We start from the raw sequence: 19,302 nt of genomic DNA on the forward strand, positions 1-19,302 counted from the left end.
TAAAACTTTGGCCTCAATTAAGGAATTAACCTCTTTGATATTAGAAACAAGAGCTAAATAAAATAGAAGGATCGGGGCAATTTTGAAGGTATGAAGTTCTCTCTTTTATAGTGCATACACCAGGATAGTCACCCATTGCTCCTTTAAGGTCATTTATTAATTGAAAATGAAGATGAGGGGGCCAGTTTCCATTTTCAGGGAAATTCCCTGTTAAACCCACTATTTCAGAAGCTTTTATGCTTTGTCCAATTTTAAACCGGTTCAAAACCTCTGGATCAAGATGACCATAAAGGGTAAAAAAAGTATAATTATCCAACTTGTGTTCCAGGAGTAATGTTGGTCCATAATCTCCATAGTTGTTGTTGTCCTTAAAGCTGTGCACTTTTGCATCAAATGGGGAATGAATTGGAGTTCCTTCTTTTGTCCATACATCAATTCCCAGGTGGATGCAACGCTTGTCTTCATTTTCATTAAAGAGATTGCTCCTTTTGTAAATTTCCCTATGCTCGTTGTACCCTCCTATGCCAAAGCAAGCCCCAGAAGCTGCTAATACACCTTTAACATAGCAATTAAAAACAGCAGTATCGGTTAAATCCACTAATTTAAGCGATTGGTTATGCACAGAAAAATCAAGGGGAATTGTATTAAAAGGTTTCATTTCTGTATAAACAGGAAAAGCCTTAGAAGCATTTTTTTTTAAGATTTCAAGCAAAGTCATAACTAGCGGTATATGAATCTAAAACCTAACTGTTGAATTAGATTTCCATAATATTTATTCATGTTTTTGTCTATCCATTTTGTGTTTTTGTACTGCTGGCACATTTCAAAGAAAAGCATATCAAAAATAGAGCTTGGAAGAAAGGCAACATCAGAAGTATAACCCGAAACAGCTAGTGCATTGGTAGCTTCAAGAAATTTAATAATTCTTGATTTATCAATTTTAAGTGTGCTGCAACTTCCAAAATGAATAATCATATTGGAGAATTTTCCCCTGGCAATCTCTGCAAGTTCTTCAAGTGTTACCTTTTCTTTTCCAAGATATATCAGGTTAGGATCTCCATGGAAGGCTAAATAACAAATTGAATATTTGACTGCATATTTACGCAAAGTATATTTCTTAAGATAATGGCTAAGCTGTTCCCTGGTTGCACAGTTCTTGTGAATGTATTTAATGTTGGAATTAACCTCTAAAAAATCAAGAGCTGAACGAATACTTTGCTTTACAGAAAGATCGCTGGTCCAATCGCCTTCCAGGCAACAAATATGTTTATCGTAAGCTTTTGCCAGTGCCATTTGATTTTGAAAAAACAAGTTTGGGTAAAGGTAGAAGTGTTTTTTTTAAAAAAGGAATGAAGTGAAATTATTTATTGTAAAAGAAGCCTTTCGCACTAAAAAAAGTATTGCTTTTTTGTTATTCGAATTCTGAAATTATCAATGGTAGCTTCATTCTTACTTGTATTCCACAAATAAATGCTTAAAAAACATCCCGGGTCATTGTGTTTGTAAACAACCGAATTAAAAATGTTTGACCAATGCTTGTTGTCAATTAACTGCTCATCAACTGCAATTCCTTCCCATATTCTGCTACCCTTAGGGTTTTCTATTGATATTATAAATATCAGGTCTCTTGAATAATTATAATTTTCTGCTTTTATCCATAAATCCGATTCAATGGTTAAATCGCCATTTGGAATACTATCAAGCATAATTGAAAATGAACCAGAATATGAATTTGCCGGTAAGTTTTGAGAAGATTCAAAGTCATCAAACTTTATTTTTTGATTATTCATTGATACATTCAATGCCCTACTGCTGTTATCTCTAAAATTAATTACTGAACTGACATATACAGTATCCTGATTTTTTTCAGCTTTATTAAAAAACCGCAAGGCATAATCCGGCTCATTCTTAAAATCTATTTGTTCCCATTCTATTGATACATCAGTATTTATAATATCCTGATTGGAACATTTAAACATTATTTCCTCAACATGGGCGTCCTTAACTTTGTTTGAGGGATTAAAAATATAAGGATTTATCCATATGCCGTCCTTGGCATTCTTTGGTACTATGCGGTATTTATGAATTAATCCATTGGAAAGTTTAAGATAAACCCAGAACTGTTCATCCTTATAAAGAAAACTTTTAACCGATTGTAAAATACTTTTCTCAAAATCTAATTTTGCCCTTAAAAGGCCACCTGTTGCTTCTGGAACTTGCAACCAATTCCCCCATTTAAGCTTGTCTTTTGAAAGGATAGATTTATTGGTTTCCAGTTGTTTATCCCTTTTTTTATACAGCAAAAACTTAGCATCGTTATAGTAGGGTTCATAACTACTTAAAATTTGTAAAATAGTTTGAGGTTCATCATTGAGTAAATACCTGTTATCTATGCTATTTAGATTGCCGCCATTAATATCCTTTGTTAATTTATTTAATTCCCAAATCAACCAATCAGGTGCTTTTTCAGAAATGAAATGATCCGCATTTTGTTTGTCTAACCAGGTTGTATAAGCGGCATAGCTTTGAATTACCGGCCTGGGCTGCCAATTTAGATTATTGGCTGCAATAATTGAATAATCCCAGGGATAAACATCTACGGTTTTGGTATGAATTGAATCAGCAATAAACGAAGGAAGCCTGTTTCCTGCTATGTTTTCAATACTTTTTTTCTCAGCTTTGGATTTTATTGATGAATAGTCAGAAACAAATTCTATAAAATTGTTTGACCGAATTAATTCATAATTAAATGATTTATAATTCAAGGCATGAGTCATATTAAAGTAGAAAAGAAAAACGCCAAGCAATGCAAGGGCTATGTGTTTAACAGTATTTTCTTTGGAAAAAAGAATAAATACAAGCATTCCAATAAGAAGATAAATTAAGAAATCATTTACATGATAAATATCCTCTCTGGACATTCCATGTTTCCATGCTGCAAATAAACTTAATGAGAAAAGTACCCCATAAAAAATGGATTTTTTTGATTTAAATAGAAATGGAAGACCAAACGTGATTGCCAAAAACAGGGATAATACCCACCAGTTATTGTAGGGGTAAAAGGAGGCGGCAGACGAATTATCCTGGGCCAGATGGAACATTCCTATTCCATAGCTTATAAAGCCTTTAAATGTGCCATACATAATTAGCCAAATGCTTACCATCATACCTAATATGGATAGTATATCAAACAACAGTTTTTTATAATTTCTCCGTGTGAACAGGTAATAGCTTAAAAAAGAAAAACAGATAATGCCGGATATGACTGCTACATAGGACTTTATGTATAAAGCAAATGCAGTTAACACAAATGCACCTATTTTAAATCCACTGTTTTCCGATTGGTAATAATTTGCATAAAAAAGGATCACATTTGCCAAAATAAGGTGATTAAATGAGGCTATAATTGAAATGAAATAAGCCGAAATTAATGCAATCAGCCATTTGTCGTTGCCCTTGTAATCGACAAGTTTAACCAGATTTAATACCAGGATTATTTTTAATAATGTTAATGCTGCAGAAGCTATTAAAATGTTTTCATGCAAAGGGTACATAAAAAAGGCTAATGGCCCATGTGGAAAAATAATATTTTTACCTAAGCTTAAGCCATTCGCAAACAAATGATTATAGACCCAAAACAGGGGAGGGTCTATACCAATTGACATGGTAAAATCATTTTCAGGAAAGGTTCCAATTATTACAAGAATGCCTATAATTAGGACTTTAAACAGATCAAAAATGTTTTTTCTGGTAAATAAAGTTGTAGTTACTTGAAATAAATTACGTTTCATCCTTTTCTTTATTGAACTGAACTTGTTATTAACGCCAAAAACATTTTTTTCAGATTAATTTCCATAATGATACTGTTTTTGCCTGTTTAATTACATAATTGTTTCCAAAACCTTATGCGATTTTATGTCTCCTGATTTAATAAGATGGGCTTCGTAATAGTTAATTAAAAAGTTCAGCACTTCCTTTCGGGTTGCTTTAGCAAGCGTAAATTCGTATTGATCCATAACAGGCAAAGATTTTATATGTTGTAAACAATGAATTACGTCCTGGGATATTGGTCCATAATTCATCATTAAATCCACAGAATTTACTCGGTCTTCAATAGAAAAGCCTAAAAATCGGCTTAATTTTATCATGAATATAAGAGGAAAAAAGCCCAGGTTATCTTCTTTTATATCAAGGAGTTTTACTGTATTGCTAACGAATTCATACAGGGCTGGATTGGTTTCTTCTTCTTTAATACACTTAAGCAAAACTTCACTCATAAAGATTGCGATAGCTGTTTTGTAAAAATTAAAAGGAATTGAGGATCCAGAATTGGTAATATTAAGCTCTTTTAGGTAATGTAGGGTTGATTTTTCTTTATTTATAAAAACAAGCTCAAGTTGCGCCATTGGTTGTAATACATTTGATCTGATTGCGGACTTTTTATTCCCAACTCCCTTGATTAAAAAAGATTTCAGACCTAAATTTTCGGTGTATATTCTGGCTATAATGCTGTTTTCGGAATACTTTAACTGGTGGATAAATACACCATTTGTCTTATGTAACATTTTTTATAGGTCAGTAAATAAGCGAAAGATTTTAATTTGTCACTAAAATTTTAGTTACAATTGTATTTTCACCTTCCTTGTCTGAACAAAAAACAAGATAAACACCTGTTTTGGCTTTTTCGCCTCTTAACGTAAGGCCATTCCAGATAGCTTGTCCACCTAAAGCGGTAGTTTCGTATACCAGGTTTCCACTAATATCCGTAATTTTCACATCAACATCTTTTACAAGTCCTTTTATGGCAATTAATCCTTCATAATCCGATCTTACCGGATTTGGATATGCATATACTTTATTGAATGCATTAGCACCTTCTGTAGCAGTTCCCCTGTAGGATATCAAACCTTTATCTGTTCCGAAGAATACTTCCCCATCATCAGTAATTGCAATGCTTCGAACGCTGTTGGAGAACAATGGACTATTGGCGGTATTGAAAGCTTCAATTTGTTCTGTTCCGTCTGCAGACATTAGAAAAACTCCTCCATCTAATGTACCGAACCATTTTCTGTTAGCTCCGTCAATTGTAATTGCGGAAACGGTCTCTTTGTCAAGGAGAAGTTGAACGTTACCATCCTGCTGTAATTTTATTTGTTGGGCATCAAAATTAGTTTCAAATACTGCATCGGGGTTATAGAAAACGGCAATTCCATTTTCAGTTCCTACCCAAATTTTTCCATCATGGTCCATTGCTATACTGCTTATTGTGGTGCTTGGCAATGCACCCTTTCCTGTTTCTGCATTTAGTACCACAGATCTGTCATCCGATTGATCATCTATAGTATTGTTGTCATCATATACAAGAATTCCCCCACCCCTGGGGTAAACGATCCATTTGTGGTTGTTTTTACTTATTAATATCTGGCCAATGAAATCACCAACAGCCTTGGCAGGAATTTCGAATGATTTCCATGATCCATCCTTTTTCATTACCGACAATGGTTTATAAGCACCCCAGTTTGTAACCCATAAATTATTGTCTTTATCATATGCGGAGCTGGAAATATTCACTTTGTACTCCAAGGGATTTATGAACAGGTTCTCAAGTGTGGAATTTTCACTGGAATAAACATTAGAAATGGCTTTATTGGTAACTTCTATTAAACCTTTGCTCCAGGTTGAGGCAAAAACCTGATCATTGTTTTTTGGATTTACAGTTAAATTTAGTACATCATAAACCTTGTTTCCTGTTAAATCAAATGTGGGTAATATATGCCAGGTCTCATCGGATAAAAGTGAAATATCATCAAAATTTTGGGTACTTGCCCATGAGTCTGATCTTGAGCCCGCAGCTACCCATATATTGTTTTTTGCTGATGTTATATGATTAACATTATTAGAAACAGGCCCCTTTGGATTTATTAATTTGAAATTAGATGCATTTACCACCCGGATTAATCCCTGGCCTAAATCCGCTATCCAGTATATGTTCTCATCATCCCTTAGGATATGCCTTGGTTTAACCCATTGCCCTGTAAAATAATCGCTGATAATAAACTCTCTTTCTCCCTGAAGATTCCATACAGATGCCTCATAATCATGGGTAAGTAATATTGAGTTGTTATGAGCTTCAATACTATGAACTGTGTTGTTGTTTCCCTTGTTTAAGTAGTTCCATTGGTTATCTTTATAATAGAACAACGAATCGTTGTTTCCAATACTGCTTCCCTTTACGATTACCAAAACACCATTTACAAGTACCATGTTTTTATAGGAAGCATCGGGATCTGGCAAATCACTTCTTTTGGACCAGGAATTATAATCTGAAAGATTATTTGCATTTAGTTGAGCCTGGTATATTCCGCTGTCTGTTGCAGCATAAATAGTTAATTCATCTGTAATTACTTTATTTGTTTTTATAGATGCTCCAAGGTTTTTATAGTAATACGTTTCCTTAATTTCAACTTTATTCATATCAACCACAACAATTCCAAAACCTGTTGCAAGATAGGCCAGGTTTTCTTTGAAAGTAATATTGTATATTTTCTTGTCTCCTAAAATGTTACTGCGCCTAATATCTGCCAGATTGATTATTTTATTGTTTTTTAAAACATCAATATTGGAATTTGAATAGGCTATTAATAGAGAATTTGTTGTTTTATTGTATGCGATGTTTTCAAAACCAATATCCGACAAACCATTAACTTTACTGTGTCTTTCAATAGACTCATCCAGTTTGTTGTAGGAAAACAGGCTTGTTTGTGTTGCACAATATACCTTGCCCCCACCTTCAGCAACTGCAATTGCTTTTGTATAATTTAAATGGTCGCGCCATTTTCCAATTGCTGGTTCTCCTGCGGAGACATTAAAAAAGCAGACAATGAATAAAAATAGAGTTATGATTATTTGGTTCATCCGGATTTTTAAGGTTTAATTGCTCAAAATTAGCAAACGGGTGGAACTAACAATAATTGTTTGACTAATTTTAGGAATAGCATCTGATTTTTTCTAATTTACTGTCTCTTGTCGCGGAAGTCCTTTGTTTTCCAGGCATTGGCAAGGGGCTTGCACAGGCGTTTTTTGGCGCAACATCTTTTAAAAAACAACCCGTGGCCCCAAAACCACCTAAGGCTTGTAAGAGGGTCCCAAAAAGGCTTGTTCTTACGTTTTTTTAAATATATAGATCTGACTTGAGTACCCGTGCTTAATATTGCTTAAATTGGAGCTAAAGCCATTGAAAAAACCCTTAATTAAATTTGATTTTCCAGTTTTGTTTTTTTCGCTTAACAATGAAACATAAAAGGCATCAAATTTCATGGGAAGTATTTTTGTGCAAGTCATTTTGTGTTTTTCAAAAATACTTACAATAGATTTTTCTGAGAAATGGTACAAGTGCCTTGGTACATCATATGCGGCCCAGAATTTTCCATAATAGTCTGCATCTGCACTTGATGAGTTTGGAACTGCAATTACGGCAACACCGTTTTCTTTTAGTAAATTACGGATCTCTTGTATTCTTTCATTTAAATTGGGTACATGTTCCAGCACGTGCCACATTGTTATTATGTCGTATGATTTGGGAGGAAGTTTTTGCAGGTAATCCTGGTCCTCTATCTTTAGATTGTAGTTACTTTTAGCCCATGTCCGTGCATCTTCATCTGGCTCAATTCCCTGAGTTTCCCAACCGCCTGTTTTACAAGTGTTTAAAAATTCGCCAGTGCCGCATCCTATGTCTAAAAGCTTGCCCTTGTGGGCAAAACTATTTATTAGTTTTAATTTGTTTTTTAGTGTGTGCTTGCGAACCAATTGGTACAAAAAGTTTATTATTCCCTTTTTAGTATTTGAATGTGAAACATAGTCCTCGGATTTATAGTACTTCCAAAGATCTTCTTGTTTTGGTCTTGGGTTGGTAAATTTAAAAGCACAAAGTGAACATTGTGCAATTGAAAAATTTTTTTGTGAAACAAGATAGTCCTTGCAAACTAAAAATTCAGTCTGTTTTTCGCCATCACATACAGGGCATTTTTTTAATACTTCCATGTTTTTTATTGACCATGTTCCACGTGGAACATTTAGTTTTGGTTTTTTAGGTAATAATTATTGCGTTCAGTTGTGAACAATGTGTAGTCATTTTGTGGTTTGTTCTACGTGGAACATTTTGTTGGGTGTTTTAATTTAATGTATTTGCGTTTTTAACAAATGAATTGTTGTTTTTATGTTGTTTTAATTTGGCCTTGGTAGATGTTTTTTCTTTTGTTTTTCTTTTTTATTGCCTCCTTAGGCCGAGTTGTTTACTTTGTAAAAATGCTTTGGTGTTTACTTTTTTGAATGTTTGTTTCTTTTTTCTCTAATTTAAACAGCTCATTAATTAAATAAGCTGTTTATGTTCCACGTGGAACATGTGTTTTTATCTTCCCAAATAAACAATTAGTATTGATATGTCTGAAGGTGAAATTCCGCTGATTCTGGAAGCCTGGCCGATTGTTCTGGGCTTTATTTTAGAGAACTTCTCTCTTGCTTCGTTGGAAAGAGAGGTGAGTTGATGGTAGTTGAAGTCCTCATGGAGTAAAACCTCTTCAAGTCTTGTGTGCTTCTCTGCCATTTCGTTTTCTTTTCCTATATAGCCCTCATACTTCATTAGTATTTCTGCTTGTTCTATGCTATGGGTATTGTATTTAGAAAAGAAATCAGAAACTTTAACACTAGACTTAATAAAATCAGAAAGCTCTATTTGTGGCCTTGCAAGTACGCCAAACATTTTCACTTTTTGAGTAAGCGGAACAGAGTTTTTCAATTGCAATTGAGGGTTCATTTCCTCAGGAGAAATGCTCTCTTTTTTAATGTAGTGAATAATTTCAGATGATTCTTTTATTTTCTCTTCCACGGCTTTCATTCTTTCAGCGCTAGCCAAGCCAAGTTGATGTCCTTTTGGTGTCAGGCGTATATCCGCATTGTCCTGCCTTAATAATATCCTGTACTCAGCCCTCGAAGTAAACATACGGTAAGGCTCATCAGTACCTTTTGTAACCAGGTCGTCTATCAATACACCTATGTATGCCTCCGAGCGCTTTAAAATAAACGGTTCTTTTTCAGCGACTTTTAAATGAGCATTAATCCCTGCCATTAATCCCTGGCATGCCGCTTCTTCATATCCTGTAGTCCCATTTATTTGGCCTGCAAAATATAAGTTAGCTACAATTTTGGTTTGTAAAGTAAGGTCTAATTGCATAGGAGGGAAGTAATCGTATTCAATTGCATAACCTGGCCTGAACATTTTTACATTTTCAAAGCCTGGAATCAAGCGCAGGGCTTTTTGCTGCACATCTTCAGGAAGCGAAGTGGAAAATCCATTTACATATATTTCAATGGTGTTCCATCCTTCCGGCTCTACAAAAATCTGGTGCCTTATACGTTCAGCAAAACGCGTTATTTTATCTTCAATTGATGGACAATATCTTGGGCCCAGGCCCTGTATTCTTCCTTGGAACATTGGAGATTTTTCAAATCCTGTTTTTAAAACATCATGAACTTGCTCATTCGTATAGGTAATAAAACAGCTTTTCTGCTTTTTCAAATAGAGTGTATCGGTAAAAGAAAACTTGCCTGGTTTTTCATCTCCAGCTTGTTCTTCCATTTTTGAATAATCCAGAGAACGGCCATCCAATCTGGGAGGAGTTCCTGTTTTCATTCTTCCACTTTCAAAGCCTAAATTTACCAATTGTTCGGTTATTCCTGTGGCTGCCTTTTCACCTGTTCTTCCTCCCCCAAATTGTTTGTCGCCAATATGAATTACTCCATTAAGAAAAGTTCCATTGGTAAGGACAACCGCCTTTGATTTAATTTCCAAACCCATGGAAGTTATCACTCCACAAGCTTTATTGTCTTTTACAAGAATACTACTCACCATGTCCTGCCAAAAATCAACATTGCAGGTTTGTTCAAGCATAATTCTCCATTCCTGGGCAAAAAGCATCCTGTCGTTCTGTGACCTGGGACTCCACATAGCAGGTCCTTTGGAACTATTAAGCATTCTGAACTGTATAGCAGATTTATCACTTACTATTCCTGAATAACCACCCAAAGCATCTATTTCTCGCACAATTTGTCCCTTTGCAATTCCGCCCATAGCAGGATTACATGACATTTGAGCGATGTTCTGCATATTCATAGTGATAAGCAGCACTTTTGATCCCAGGTTGGCAGCAGAAGCAGCGGCTTCACAGCCAGCATGGCCAGCACCCACAACAATTACATCATATTCTTTAAACATTCTTTTTTTGATATTAATTAAGCGAAATTCCTAAAATCATTCACAGAAAGACCATTACTTTGTATTCAGTTTTAACATTAACGCAAGGCTTAATTCAATATTTGCCATTGCTTAAGATCACTTTTTTACAGGACTATACTGTTCAAGGTAAAAGTTTTCTTTGTTTCTCATCAGCAATTTATCCTGTTTTGATTTGTCTTTATAGCCGCATAAATGGAGAACTCCATGAATTAGAACCCTTTTAAATTCAGTTTCGAAGTCTGTCTCAAATTTTTCTGCATTTTCTTTAACACGTTCAATACTAATAAAAATATCACCGGAAATAATGCCTTTTTCAGAATAGTCAAATGTAATTATATCTGTAAAAGTATCGTGTTTCAAATATTCCTTGTTCAGATTTAAAAGGTATTGATCATCACAAAAAATAAAACTTATTTGAGATGCTGTTTTATTTTCATTTGACAAAGTGTTTATAATCCATTGTTTAATTAAGGTCTTTTTCTTAAGGATAAAAGAAGTGATTTGAGAATGAAAATCTATACTTATGTTTTTCATGGTAGGGGATGCAAAAGTGCAAAAATAAAAAAAGACGGACAATATCTCCGTCTTTTAAAAAAGCATTAAGTGCAAATTCAATTAATTACAACAACTAAATTTAATGTTAACGGTGGTTCCATTGTCTTTAAATTCAATTGCGTCAGAAAGATGCCTCATTAAAAAAACGCCTCTTCCATTTGGTTTTTCAATGTTTAATGGATCGGTAGGATCAGGCAGGTTGTTGAAATCAAAACCAGTTCCCTCATCTTTTATAGTAAAGAATAATTCATTGTTGATGGCTTTAAAAGAGATGAAAACTTTTTTATCGGGGTTTGATTTGTTGCCATGATAAATGGCATTGTTTACAGCCTCGGTTAAAGTGACCAAAATGTTGCCATAATGATCTTCATTAATTTTATATTCTGAACATATTTGATCAATTAGCTTTTCAACCAATATTATATTATCAGGCAAAGCTGAAAATTCAATTGTTTGTTTGTCCATTAGTAGCATGTCTTATTCTTCTATATTGTTAAAATAGTCTGAAACTTTATTTTTGTAGAATGGGCTCAAAGTTGGAGGAACGGTTTTAAGGAGTTCTGCTTCTTTTTGCTTTAGCTTTTTATACTCAAAAAACTCAGCAGGGTTACTAAAATTGTCATTTTGTGCTTGTTTTGATTCTCTTTTTTCATCCATTTCCCTTTCACGTTCAGCATTTTCAGCCTCAAGTAAGCGTGTCATGATTTCCTGCTGGCGTTTCAAAGTCTCTTTTGTAATGTTTTTATTTACCAGGTCAGTTTCAGTTTCTTCCATTTGTTTGCTGATTTTATCCAGGTTTCCCCCGCTTCCTTTGCCGTCCTTTTGTAGTTCTTGCGAGAGTTTTTGCAATTGTTGTCTTAATGCAGCTTGTTGCGCAGCTATTTTAGCCAGTTCCTGACTTGAATTACCTCCACCGCTTTTACCACCTTTTTTTTGACCTCCATCCTTTTGTCCCTCTTCTTTCTCCATTTGCTCTTTCATTTTCTGGATCTGCTGATTGATTTTTTCCTGCATTTTTTTCATGTTTGCCGCAGAAGGTTTCGGAGCACCACTGGAACCCGGCTTATTGCATTTTCCTTCACCGAATTTCTGTTTGCCCATTTGCTCTTGCATCTGCTTTAAAACTTCATTTAAAAGCAATGCAAGGTTGTTTACAGATGTCATTGCCAGTTGCTGTTTTGCAGAGGCTTGAGGTGTTTGTCTTTCTGCAAGGTGGGAAATTGATTTTTCCATGTTTTTATTTATGGAACTAATCTCCCTGTTAACAACTGCATCGAGCTGTGGCACACGTTTGCTAAGTGCAAACAAACTATCTTCTATTAATTTTGAATCATCTTTTAGTTTTTTCTGTTGCTGGGTATTCTTCAGGTATTGAGGGTCATTCTTATCTGTAGTTTTAAGCTTAACCATTAATTCTTCCTGATCAAAGGAGAGCTTAACAAGATTTTCTAAAATTTCCCTAAGTGCATCAATGTCCTCCTCAGCCTGTTCCATTTCACTTTCCATCTGCATTTTTTCCATTTTTTGAGAAAGCTCCTCCATTTTTTTTGCAGCTCCTTTTTGTGAATCTGAAGCCTTCTTGTTTTTCTTTTTTTCAATATTGTCACTGCTCTCCTTCATGTCATTTTCTATATCCTGCTGGTCTTTTTTTGTGTCCTCCATAGGATTTGGACTTTCAAGTTCCTGGTTCTTTTTTTCAAGGTTTTCAAGATCCTTTTTAAGTTCTTCAAACTCTTTATTTAATTCATCTTGCTTTTGTTTAAGGTCCTCGTTGTTGTTGTTTTTATCCTCGGTTTTTTCGGATAAATCTTTTTGTTTTTCAGCTAATTCATTGAGTTTATCTATTGACTCCTGTAGTTTTTGGTCAAATTCAAGCTGTTTAAAAAGCTCCAGGGAACGATCCAATTCCTTTTCGATGTCTTTGTTGTCCAACTTCATTTGATCAATTGTTTCCTGCAATTTATCCTTGTCGAGTTGTTCCAGTAGTTTTTCCAGTTGTTTGAGCATCTCCTTCATTTCATCCGTTAGCACCTCCTTAAAAAGCTCCTGTAGTTGTTCTTGTTTTTCAAGAATTTTTTCATCCACCTTTTTATATTCGGATTGCTGGCGCATGTTTTCCTTGTTTTGCTTTTGGATATCTTCTATTTTTTTCTGAAGTTTTTGCTGCTTGTTAATTAGATCTTCAATCTTTTTCTTATCGTCCCAGCTAAGGTTTTTCTTTTCCAATAACTTTTTATTCAAATCATTGAGTTCTTTTTGCAAATCACGTGCTTCTTTTAAACTGGATTCCAGATCCTTTTTAATTTCCTGGTTGGTTTTTTCCGTATTAGATGAAATTTCCTTGAGGGAAGGAGCTTTAAAAACCCTTTTATGGGTTCGTGATGACTTAGCACCGCTTACACCATCATTATCCCAAACCTCAAAATAATATTCAATTTCATCACCTGCATTTACCGTCAATTGTCCTAAGTCCCAAAAATGAAAAAATTGATTGCTGTTCAGTGTTTTATTAAAAGGCAGATCGGTTTTTTGGCTTTTGGCAGAATCAGAATTCAAATATTTATAATGAAAAGATAATCTGGTAAACCCATAATCGTCTTTAATATTCCCGCTAAAATACAACCTCCTTGAAGAAATTGAATCGGAGCGCTCTTCCACCTCAATGGATGGATGCTGATCCTGAATAACATTTACTGCATATGCAACAGAATCCTTTCCTGTTAAAAATTCATTTGCTGTTTTAACAGTATAGGAGGCACTTTTGAAAAATGTATGTTTAACTGTGTATTGATCTGGAGCGCTTGGTGAAAAAACCTGAACACTGTCATTGAAATTTATTCTTAGGGCTTTTGTGTTTCTTGTATTAAAGGTCCATTTTACTTTTGTTCCTTCAGGTATTACTAAATCCCCGGAATTTTTCAGGGTTTCATTTTTTCGTCCTATGTATTTTGGATAATCAAGTTCCACAATAAAATCAAGTACAATTGGATTGGGCAATACGGATAATTCGTATTCTTCAGAGTATACATTGTCAGAAAAGAGTTTGAACTTGAGTGTTTTGTGGATATTTTTAAACAAATATTCAAACTTTATTTTTCCATCTTTATCAAGTTTAAAACTGCTGCCATTAAATTCTATATATGCATTTTCCGGAATAACATCTCCAGTAACTTTTACCTCCAATAAAAAATCTTCATGCTGAACTGATTGAAGGCTGTTGTTTTGAATAATGAATTTAAAGGGTGCAGGTTTTTCGTAATAAGTATTGTAATCAATGAGTCTTTTTGTGCTTTCGGTAATTACCCCGGGAGCTGCAAATAAAATAAACACTATTGCAAGAAGTGGAATAAGTGCATATTTGAGGTGTTTTTTGTTTTCAGTTAAATCAATAGCAGAGGCAAAAGGAATTGGTTTTAATTCAGAAATTTTCTGATTAATACTGGCCTCCATAAGTAGGTTTGGAGAATTATCTGAAGACAAATTATTTTCCTTTTGAGAATTGTATTGTTTATTAAGTTGCAAGGCATTAAGCAACTTATCCTGAATATTTGAAAAGTGACTTCCAATAATTTGTGCGGCCTGTTCATGTGAAATTATTTCTCCAAGTTTATATAAGCTTGACAAGGGAATGAAAATGTACTTAACAAGGATAAGAGCTGATAATGAAAGAAAAGAATAAAAAACAATGGCTCTCCCCAGGGTTTCAAAACGGGCGAAATATTCTAATGAAGCGGTGGAAACAAAGAAAAGCAATACCAGGGCAATGCTGTATATGCCGCCCCTAACCAATTGGTTTTTGTAGTATTTTCTTATAAACTCATCGAGTTTTTCAATGAGTATTTTATGATCTGTTGCCATTTAATTACCCGTAATTTTTCCTAAACGTGTTCGCTTGTTTTTTGTTGCAGTTTTACAAAGATAGTCATTGATAAATTGAAAATAAAAAATTCCAAAAGGAGTTGGGGTAAAAGGCTTTATGGGGCTTAAGGGTTTAAAAAAATCAGCTAATTTGAATTTATTATCCAGTACATAAAATCCTGTCAGGAAGATTTCATACAAAGACAAGATATAAAGGGTTTATCAAACGGCATTCCTCAATTTCTCATCTACAATTTTAAATGCATTTCATGAAAACAACGCAAATCAAAAACAATGCAAAAGGCCTAAGGATAAGAGGCATGATAAAAATGGCAACAAGGTAATTGGTGGAAGGAAGATTAGCAAAACTCTTTTTCGATACTTATAAGAAATCAGGGCTGCTTGTGAATATATTCAATTATTGATTCTGGAGACATGTAAATTTGCAATTTGTATTGCTTGTAAACCTCGGGCACATGATCTGCTTTGTGTGTTTTACTGCAAAAATCATATACTTGCCAGCCTAAACCCCTGTCTATTGCTACCTTGTCGGTATCCTGTTCAAATTTTGCCCTGAAGCTTTTTGAGTAATAAAGTATACCATCTAAAATAATGCGCCATGAACTGGTTTTTGTATAATAGAGAATATGTGCAAGTTCATGACCAACAATTCCAACCTGTGCATTAAAGGGAATATCTGAGAGAAGCAATCCCTTGTTTTTGCTTTCTGTATTGATGTAGATATAATATTGACGGTTTTTGCGGCTGCTAAATAATAAAGAAAAAGGGTCGGGCCTTGCAGCCATAGAGTATGCACCTTTTGTATAAACGAAAGAAATTTTTTCTCTTTTTAATTCAGGGTAATAAGATAATGCTAAAAGACAAGCTGATTCAAATTTTTCAGGCATCATCTTATTATCGTAAAATTCTTCCTTAAGGCATGCTGTAGATTGCTTACATTCTTCTATTGTGAATTTCTCTCTTGGGGTTTGTCCGGAAGTATCCTTATTTGTTGCAAATAAGGTAATAAATAAAACCAGGAATAACTTTAGGGAATTTTGCAAGCACATAGACCTATAAACGGACTTGTTAAAAAAATGTTACATTTTTTAGCATGAAAAAAATTGGAGAAACCATTGGCAACAAACAGCCTTAGAAGTTTCTGAACCTTCCAAAAACCCCGAGAGGAAGCTTAACCCCAGAAGTTGCATTTAAAAACAATTCACCTGTTTTTAAATCTGTGGATTTTTTAACTGCATGGGACAATAAATTTTCAATAATAAGGGAAGAAAAACCAAGTGAATAAGTATTCAGTACAAGAAAATGATTTTGTTCATCCAAAAGGTTTAAAACCTCTTTTATCATCTCGTTAATATTGTCCTCCAGAATCCATTTTTCTCCTGTTGGCCCGTGTCCAAAAGCAGGGGGATCTAATATAATTCCATTGTATTTATTGCCTCTTTTCACTTCTCTTTTTACAAATTTTAATGCATCTTCAACAACCCATCTTATATCTGAAAGTGATGATAGTTCCATGTTTTCCCTTGCCCATGAAACAACTTGTTTAATTGAATCCACATGAACTACATCTGCTCCTGCTGCCTTTGCAGCAAGGGATGCACCACCAGTATAGGCAAAAAGGTTTAAAAATTTTGGCTGCTTTTGAGGCATATCCTTAATTGCAGAATAAATGTAATCCCAATTGGAGGCCTGTTCAGGAAATATTCCAACATGTTTAAAGGAAGTTAATCCCAGGCGAAAACGGATGTCCACTTTTTCTGAATTATCTTTCAAATTGTATTGAAGGTTCCACCTATCGGGCATTTCTTTTAATTTTTGCCAATTTCCTGAGGAACTGGATTTGGCCACAAACTTCACATGTGCTTTTTGCTCCCATTCTCTATGGGATAATTTCTTGTCCCATACGGCTTGGGGCTCGGGCCTAATGGTAATATATTTGCCAAAACGTTCGAGCTTTTCAAACATTCCGCAATCTATTAATTCGTAATCATTAAAATTCTGAGGGGTAAGCAGTTCCATAATCAATTTATCAATTCCTTCATGCAGCTATTTTCTAATGGCCGAATTGATTACTTTTAAATTAAAATAATCTATTTTTGCGGCTTCAAAATTACAATTAAAAAAGTAAATGCATGGAATTGAAAACCAAGAATACCATTATTTTTAAATAAAAGGTAGATTTTTTATTTTCAAACCAGCTCAATACATTGAATATCTATTATTAAAAACCAAAAAATGGAAAACAGAAGAGTAAGAGTGAGATTTGCACCAAGTCCAACCGGGCCATTGCACATGGGAGGCGTGAGAACAGCCTTATACAATTATTTGTTTGCAAAAAAACATGGAGGAGATTTTCTTTTAAGGATTGAGGATACGGATCAAAACCGTTTTGTTCCGGGTGCTGAGCAGTATATTATTGAATCTTTAAAGTGGTGTAATATTTTTCCTGATGAGGGAGTGGGTTTTGCTGAAGGGGATTGCGGTCCTTACCGTCAATCAGAGCGCAAGCCCATGTACCGGGAGTATGCGGAGAAACTTATTTTAAGCGGCAATGCTTATTATGCTTTCGATACCACAGAAGATCTTGAGGAAATGCGAACAAGACTTTCTGCTGCTGGAGTTTCCTCTCCACAATACAATGCCATTACCAGGCAATCTATGAAAAATTCCTTAACCTTTTCTGAGGATGAAGTAAACAAAAGACTTCAGGAAGGCCAGGCTTATGTAATCAGGATGAAAATCCCAAGAAATGAAGAAATAAAACTTCTGGATATAATACGTGGATGGGTTGTGGTGCATAGTTCACAAATGGATGATAAGGTTTTATTTAAATCTGATGGCATGCCTACTTACCATTTGGCAAATGTTGTAGATGATTATTTAATGAGCATAACGCATGTTATCAGGGGAGAAGAATGGCTTCCATCAGCCCCATTGCATGTGCTTTTATACAGGTATTTGGGATGGGAAGAAAAAATGCCGCAGTTTGCCCACCTTCCACTTTTGTTAAAACCAGATGGAAATGGGAAGTTAAGCAAAAGAGATGGAGACAGATTAGGCTTTCCAGTTTTTCCTATTGAATGGTACGACCAGGCATCTGAGGAAACATATTCAGGATACCGTGAAAAAGGATTTTTTCCCCAGGCTTTTGTAAATATGCTTTCTTTATTAGGCTGGAATCCGGGTACAACACAAGAGATTTTTTCTATGCAAGAGTTAATAGATGCATTTTCCCTTGAAAGAGTAAATAAATCCGGAGCAAAATTTGATTTTGAAAAGACAAAATGGTTTAACCAGCAGTATCTGCGCATGGAAAGCAATGAGTCACTTGCGGAAAAGCTTAAACCTATTATATTGGAAAATGGAATTGCTCCAAAAGATGAATTTATTGCCAAAGTTTGTGGCCTGATGAAGGAAAGGGCAACTTTTGTTAAGGATATATGGAATGAGGGCCAGTATTTTTTCACAGCCCCTAAGGAATATGATAGGGAAGTGAGGATTAAAAAATGGAAACCAGACACTTCTGTTTTACTTATTGAATGGAAAAATATTTTGATGGTTTTGGCTGACTTTTCTCCATTATCCATTGAGCAGGCGTTTAAGGATTTCCTTGAAGTGAAAAAAGTTGGAATGGGAGCTGTGCTTCTGCCCTTCAGGTTAACTGTAACAGGAGCAGGGGCAGGTCCTTCTATGTTTGATATATCAGCTTTGCTTGGCAGGGAAGAGGTGGTTGCCAGAATTGAAAAAGCTGTTGAAGTAATTGAGTTACAGTAATTAGGAATACATTGGATAAACTGTTCAAATAACATGGGAATAATTCACATTGAGGGCATGGAGTTTTTCGCTTTTCATGGTCTTTTGGAAGAAGAGCAAAAAACAGGGAACAGGTTTGTTGTAGACTTGAAATTAGAAGTTGATTTTACAAAAGCCGCTGAAACTGATGATATACAAGGTACGGTAAATTACCAGGAAGTTCATGAACTTGTTAAAAAGGAAATGTATGAAGCATCAAAACTCATAGAGCATGTTGCAAAAAGAATACAAACTTCTGTATTAAGGGAGATAAAAGGAGTTCAGAGTTTAGAGGTAAAGGTAATCAAGTTTCGTCCACCGGTTAAGGGTATAATTGAAAAAGTAAGTGTTGTCCTTAAATCCTGAAACATCAGCTATAAAAAAGTGCTCGAAATGCGCTAAGAATTTTGAATGCAAAAACAAGGCAGGTGGTTGCTGGTGCGAATCATTTAGTATGGATAAACAAATGCTGAATTATCTTGCCAATACATACTCCAACTGCCTTTGTCCTGATTGCTTAAAACAATTCCATGAGAAATCCAATAAAATTAAACTTGTTTAATGAATACAATTTAGTAATTTTGCACCGGTAACAAAAAATGGTCCTGTGGCCGAGCGGTTAGGCAGAGGTCTGCAAAACCTCGTACAGCGGTTCAAATCCGCTCGGGACCTCCAAAAAAACCCTAAAATTGGCGCAAGTTAATTTTAGGGTTTTTTTATTAAAAAAGGCTTTGTATTTTATACTATTTATGATATAACTCATCATCAAATTAATTACTATTCTA

15 protein-coding genes and 1 tRNA gene are annotated in these 19,302 nt (G+C 34.8%); 4 read left to right on the forward strand and 12 right to left on the reverse strand.

All coding sequences use genetic code 11. The features are described 5' to 3' along the window. Positions 1 to 40: 40 nt before the first annotated feature. The 12 genes from H0V01_04270 to H0V01_04325 form a co-directional block, all read right to left on the reverse strand. A complete protein-coding gene (locus H0V01_04270) occupies positions 41 to 658 on the reverse strand; it encodes a peptidoglycan DD-metalloendopeptidase family protein (GenBank protein MBA2582587.1) in 618 nt (205 codons plus the stop codon). Positions 659 to 720: 62 nt separating this feature from the next. Next, positions 721 to 1,293 (reverse strand): hypothetical protein, encoded by a 573-nt coding sequence (locus H0V01_04275; protein MBA2582588.1) that lies wholly within the window; start codon positions 1,291 to 1,293, stop codon positions 721 to 723. A 95-nt stretch (positions 1,294 to 1,388) separates the two neighbouring features. Further along, a complete protein-coding gene (locus H0V01_04280) occupies positions 1,389 to 3,791 on the reverse strand; it encodes a hypothetical protein (protein ID MBA2582589.1) in 2,403 nt (800 codons plus the stop codon). Positions 3,792 to 3,881: 90 nt separating this feature from the next. Then, complete coding sequence (recO, locus tag H0V01_04285) at positions 3,882 to 4,565, reverse strand: DNA repair protein RecO (GenBank protein ID MBA2582590.1); 684 nt, start codon at positions 4,563 to 4,565, stop codon at positions 3,882 to 3,884. A 31-nt stretch (positions 4,566 to 4,596) separates the two neighbouring features. Continuing rightward, complete coding sequence (locus H0V01_04290) at positions 4,597 to 6,915, reverse strand: T9SS type A sorting domain-containing protein (GenBank protein ID MBA2582591.1); 2,319 nt, start codon at positions 6,913 to 6,915, stop codon at positions 4,597 to 4,599. 246 nt (positions 6,916 to 7,161) lie between these two features. Next, positions 7,162 to 8,040 (reverse strand): class I SAM-dependent methyltransferase, encoded by an 879-nt coding sequence (locus H0V01_04295; GenBank protein MBA2582592.1) that lies wholly within the window; start codon positions 8,038 to 8,040, stop codon positions 7,162 to 7,164. Between the two features lie 367 nt (positions 8,041 to 8,407). Continuing rightward, positions 8,408 to 10,270, reverse strand: coding sequence for a tRNA uridine-5-carboxymethylaminomethyl(34) synthesis enzyme MnmG (gene mnmG / locus H0V01_04300; protein MBA2582593.1), 1,863 nt, complete (start codon positions 10,268 to 10,270; stop codon positions 8,408 to 8,410). A gap of 117 nt (positions 10,271 to 10,387) precedes the next feature. Then, positions 10,388 to 10,825 (reverse strand): rRNA maturation RNase YbeY, encoded by a 438-nt coding sequence (gene ybeY, locus H0V01_04305; GenBank protein MBA2582594.1) that lies wholly within the window; start codon positions 10,823 to 10,825, stop codon positions 10,388 to 10,390. Between the two features lie 81 nt (positions 10,826 to 10,906). Beyond that, positions 10,907 to 11,311, reverse strand: coding sequence for an ATP-binding protein (locus tag H0V01_04310; protein MBA2582595.1), 405 nt, complete (start codon positions 11,309 to 11,311; stop codon positions 10,907 to 10,909). Positions 11,312 to 11,323: 12 nt separating this feature from the next. Further along, on the reverse strand, positions 11,324 to 14,704 hold the full coding sequence (locus tag H0V01_04315) for a DUF4175 domain-containing protein (protein MBA2582596.1): 3,381 nt from the start codon (positions 14,702 to 14,704) through the stop codon (positions 11,324 to 11,326). 392 nt (positions 14,705 to 15,096) lie between these two features. Beyond that, on the reverse strand, positions 15,097 to 15,768 hold the full coding sequence (locus H0V01_04320; GenBank protein MBA2582597.1) for a hypothetical protein: 672 nt from the start codon (positions 15,766 to 15,768) through the stop codon (positions 15,097 to 15,099). An 88-nt stretch (positions 15,769 to 15,856) separates the two neighbouring features. Next, positions 15,857 to 16,744 (reverse strand): class I SAM-dependent methyltransferase, encoded by an 888-nt coding sequence (locus H0V01_04325; GenBank protein ID MBA2582598.1) that lies wholly within the window; start codon positions 16,742 to 16,744, stop codon positions 15,857 to 15,859. Positions 16,745 to 16,960: 216 nt separating this feature from the next. On the opposite strand from H0V01_04325, the gene H0V01_04330 reads away from it, so the two are divergent. The 4 genes from H0V01_04330 to H0V01_04345 all read left to right on the forward strand — a co-directional run bounded on the left by H0V01_04330 (position 16,961) and on the right by H0V01_04345 (position 19,192). Next, complete coding sequence (locus tag H0V01_04330) at positions 16,961 to 18,499, forward strand: glutamate--tRNA ligase (protein MBA2582599.1); 1,539 nt, start codon at positions 16,961 to 16,963, stop codon at positions 18,497 to 18,499. A 33-nt stretch (positions 18,500 to 18,532) separates the two neighbouring features. Continuing rightward, positions 18,533 to 18,883 (forward strand): dihydroneopterin aldolase, encoded by a 351-nt coding sequence (gene folB, locus H0V01_04335; protein ID MBA2582600.1) that lies wholly within the window; start codon positions 18,533 to 18,535, stop codon positions 18,881 to 18,883. Next, a complete protein-coding gene (locus H0V01_04340; GenBank protein ID MBA2582601.1) occupies positions 18,867 to 19,079 on the forward strand; it encodes a cysteine-rich CWC family protein in 213 nt (70 codons plus the stop codon). Before folB ends, H0V01_04340 begins: the two co-directional genes overlap by 17 nt. A gap of 39 nt (positions 19,080 to 19,118) precedes the next feature. Then, positions 19,119 to 19,192, forward strand: a tRNA-Cys gene (locus H0V01_04345). Positions 19,193 to 19,302: the final 110 nt, after the last annotated feature.

This window comes from Bacteroidota bacterium (assembly GCA_013696965.1).
In the GTDB taxonomy this organism is placed as follows: domain Bacteria; phylum Bacteroidota; class Bacteroidia; order JACCXN01; family JACCXN01; genus JACCXN01.

What these genes read in the sequence shown, in the direction of transcription:
- H0V01_04315 (MBA2582596.1), bottom strand. Translation starts at nt 14,704, where the DNA reads ATGGCAACAGATCATAAAATACTCATTGAAAAACTCGATGAGTTTATA.
- H0V01_04275 (MBA2582588.1), bottom strand. Translation starts at nt 1,293, where the DNA reads ATGGCACTGGCAAAAGCTTACGATAAACATATTTGTTGCCTGGAAGGC.
- mnmG (MBA2582593.1), bottom strand. Translation starts at nt 10,270, where the DNA reads ATGTTTAAAGAATATGATGTAATTGTTGTGGGTGCTGGCCATGCTGGC.
- H0V01_04310 (MBA2582595.1), bottom strand. Translation starts at nt 11,311, where the DNA reads ATGGACAAACAAACAATTGAATTTTCAGCTTTGCCTGATAATATAATA.
- ybeY (MBA2582594.1), bottom strand. Translation starts at nt 10,825, where the DNA reads ATGAAAAACATAAGTATAGATTTTCATTCTCAAATCACTTCTTTTATC.
- H0V01_04295 (MBA2582592.1), bottom strand. Translation starts at nt 8,040, where the DNA reads ATGGAAGTATTAAAAAAATGCCCTGTATGTGATGGCGAAAAACAGACT.
- folB (MBA2582600.1), top strand. Translation starts at nt 18,533, where the DNA reads ATGGGAATAATTCACATTGAGGGCATGGAGTTTTTCGCTTTTCATGGT.
- recO (MBA2582590.1), bottom strand. Translation starts at nt 4,565, where the DNA reads ATGTTACATAAGACAAATGGTGTATTTATCCACCAGTTAAAGTATTCC.
- H0V01_04280 (MBA2582589.1), bottom strand. Translation starts at nt 3,791, where the DNA reads ATGAAACGTAATTTATTTCAAGTAACTACAACTTTATTTACCAGAAAA.
- H0V01_04290 (MBA2582591.1), bottom strand. Translation starts at nt 6,915, where the DNA reads ATGAACCAAATAATCATAACTCTATTTTTATTCATTGTCTGCTTTTTT.
- H0V01_04325 (MBA2582598.1), bottom strand. Translation starts at nt 16,744, where the DNA reads ATGGAACTGCTTACCCCTCAGAATTTTAATGATTACGAATTAATAGAT.
- H0V01_04270 (MBA2582587.1), bottom strand. Translation starts at nt 658, where the DNA reads ATGAAACCTTTTAATACAATTCCCCTTGATTTTTCTGTGCATAACCAA.
- H0V01_04330 (MBA2582599.1), top strand. Translation starts at nt 16,961, where the DNA reads ATGGAAAACAGAAGAGTAAGAGTGAGATTTGCACCAAGTCCAACCGGG.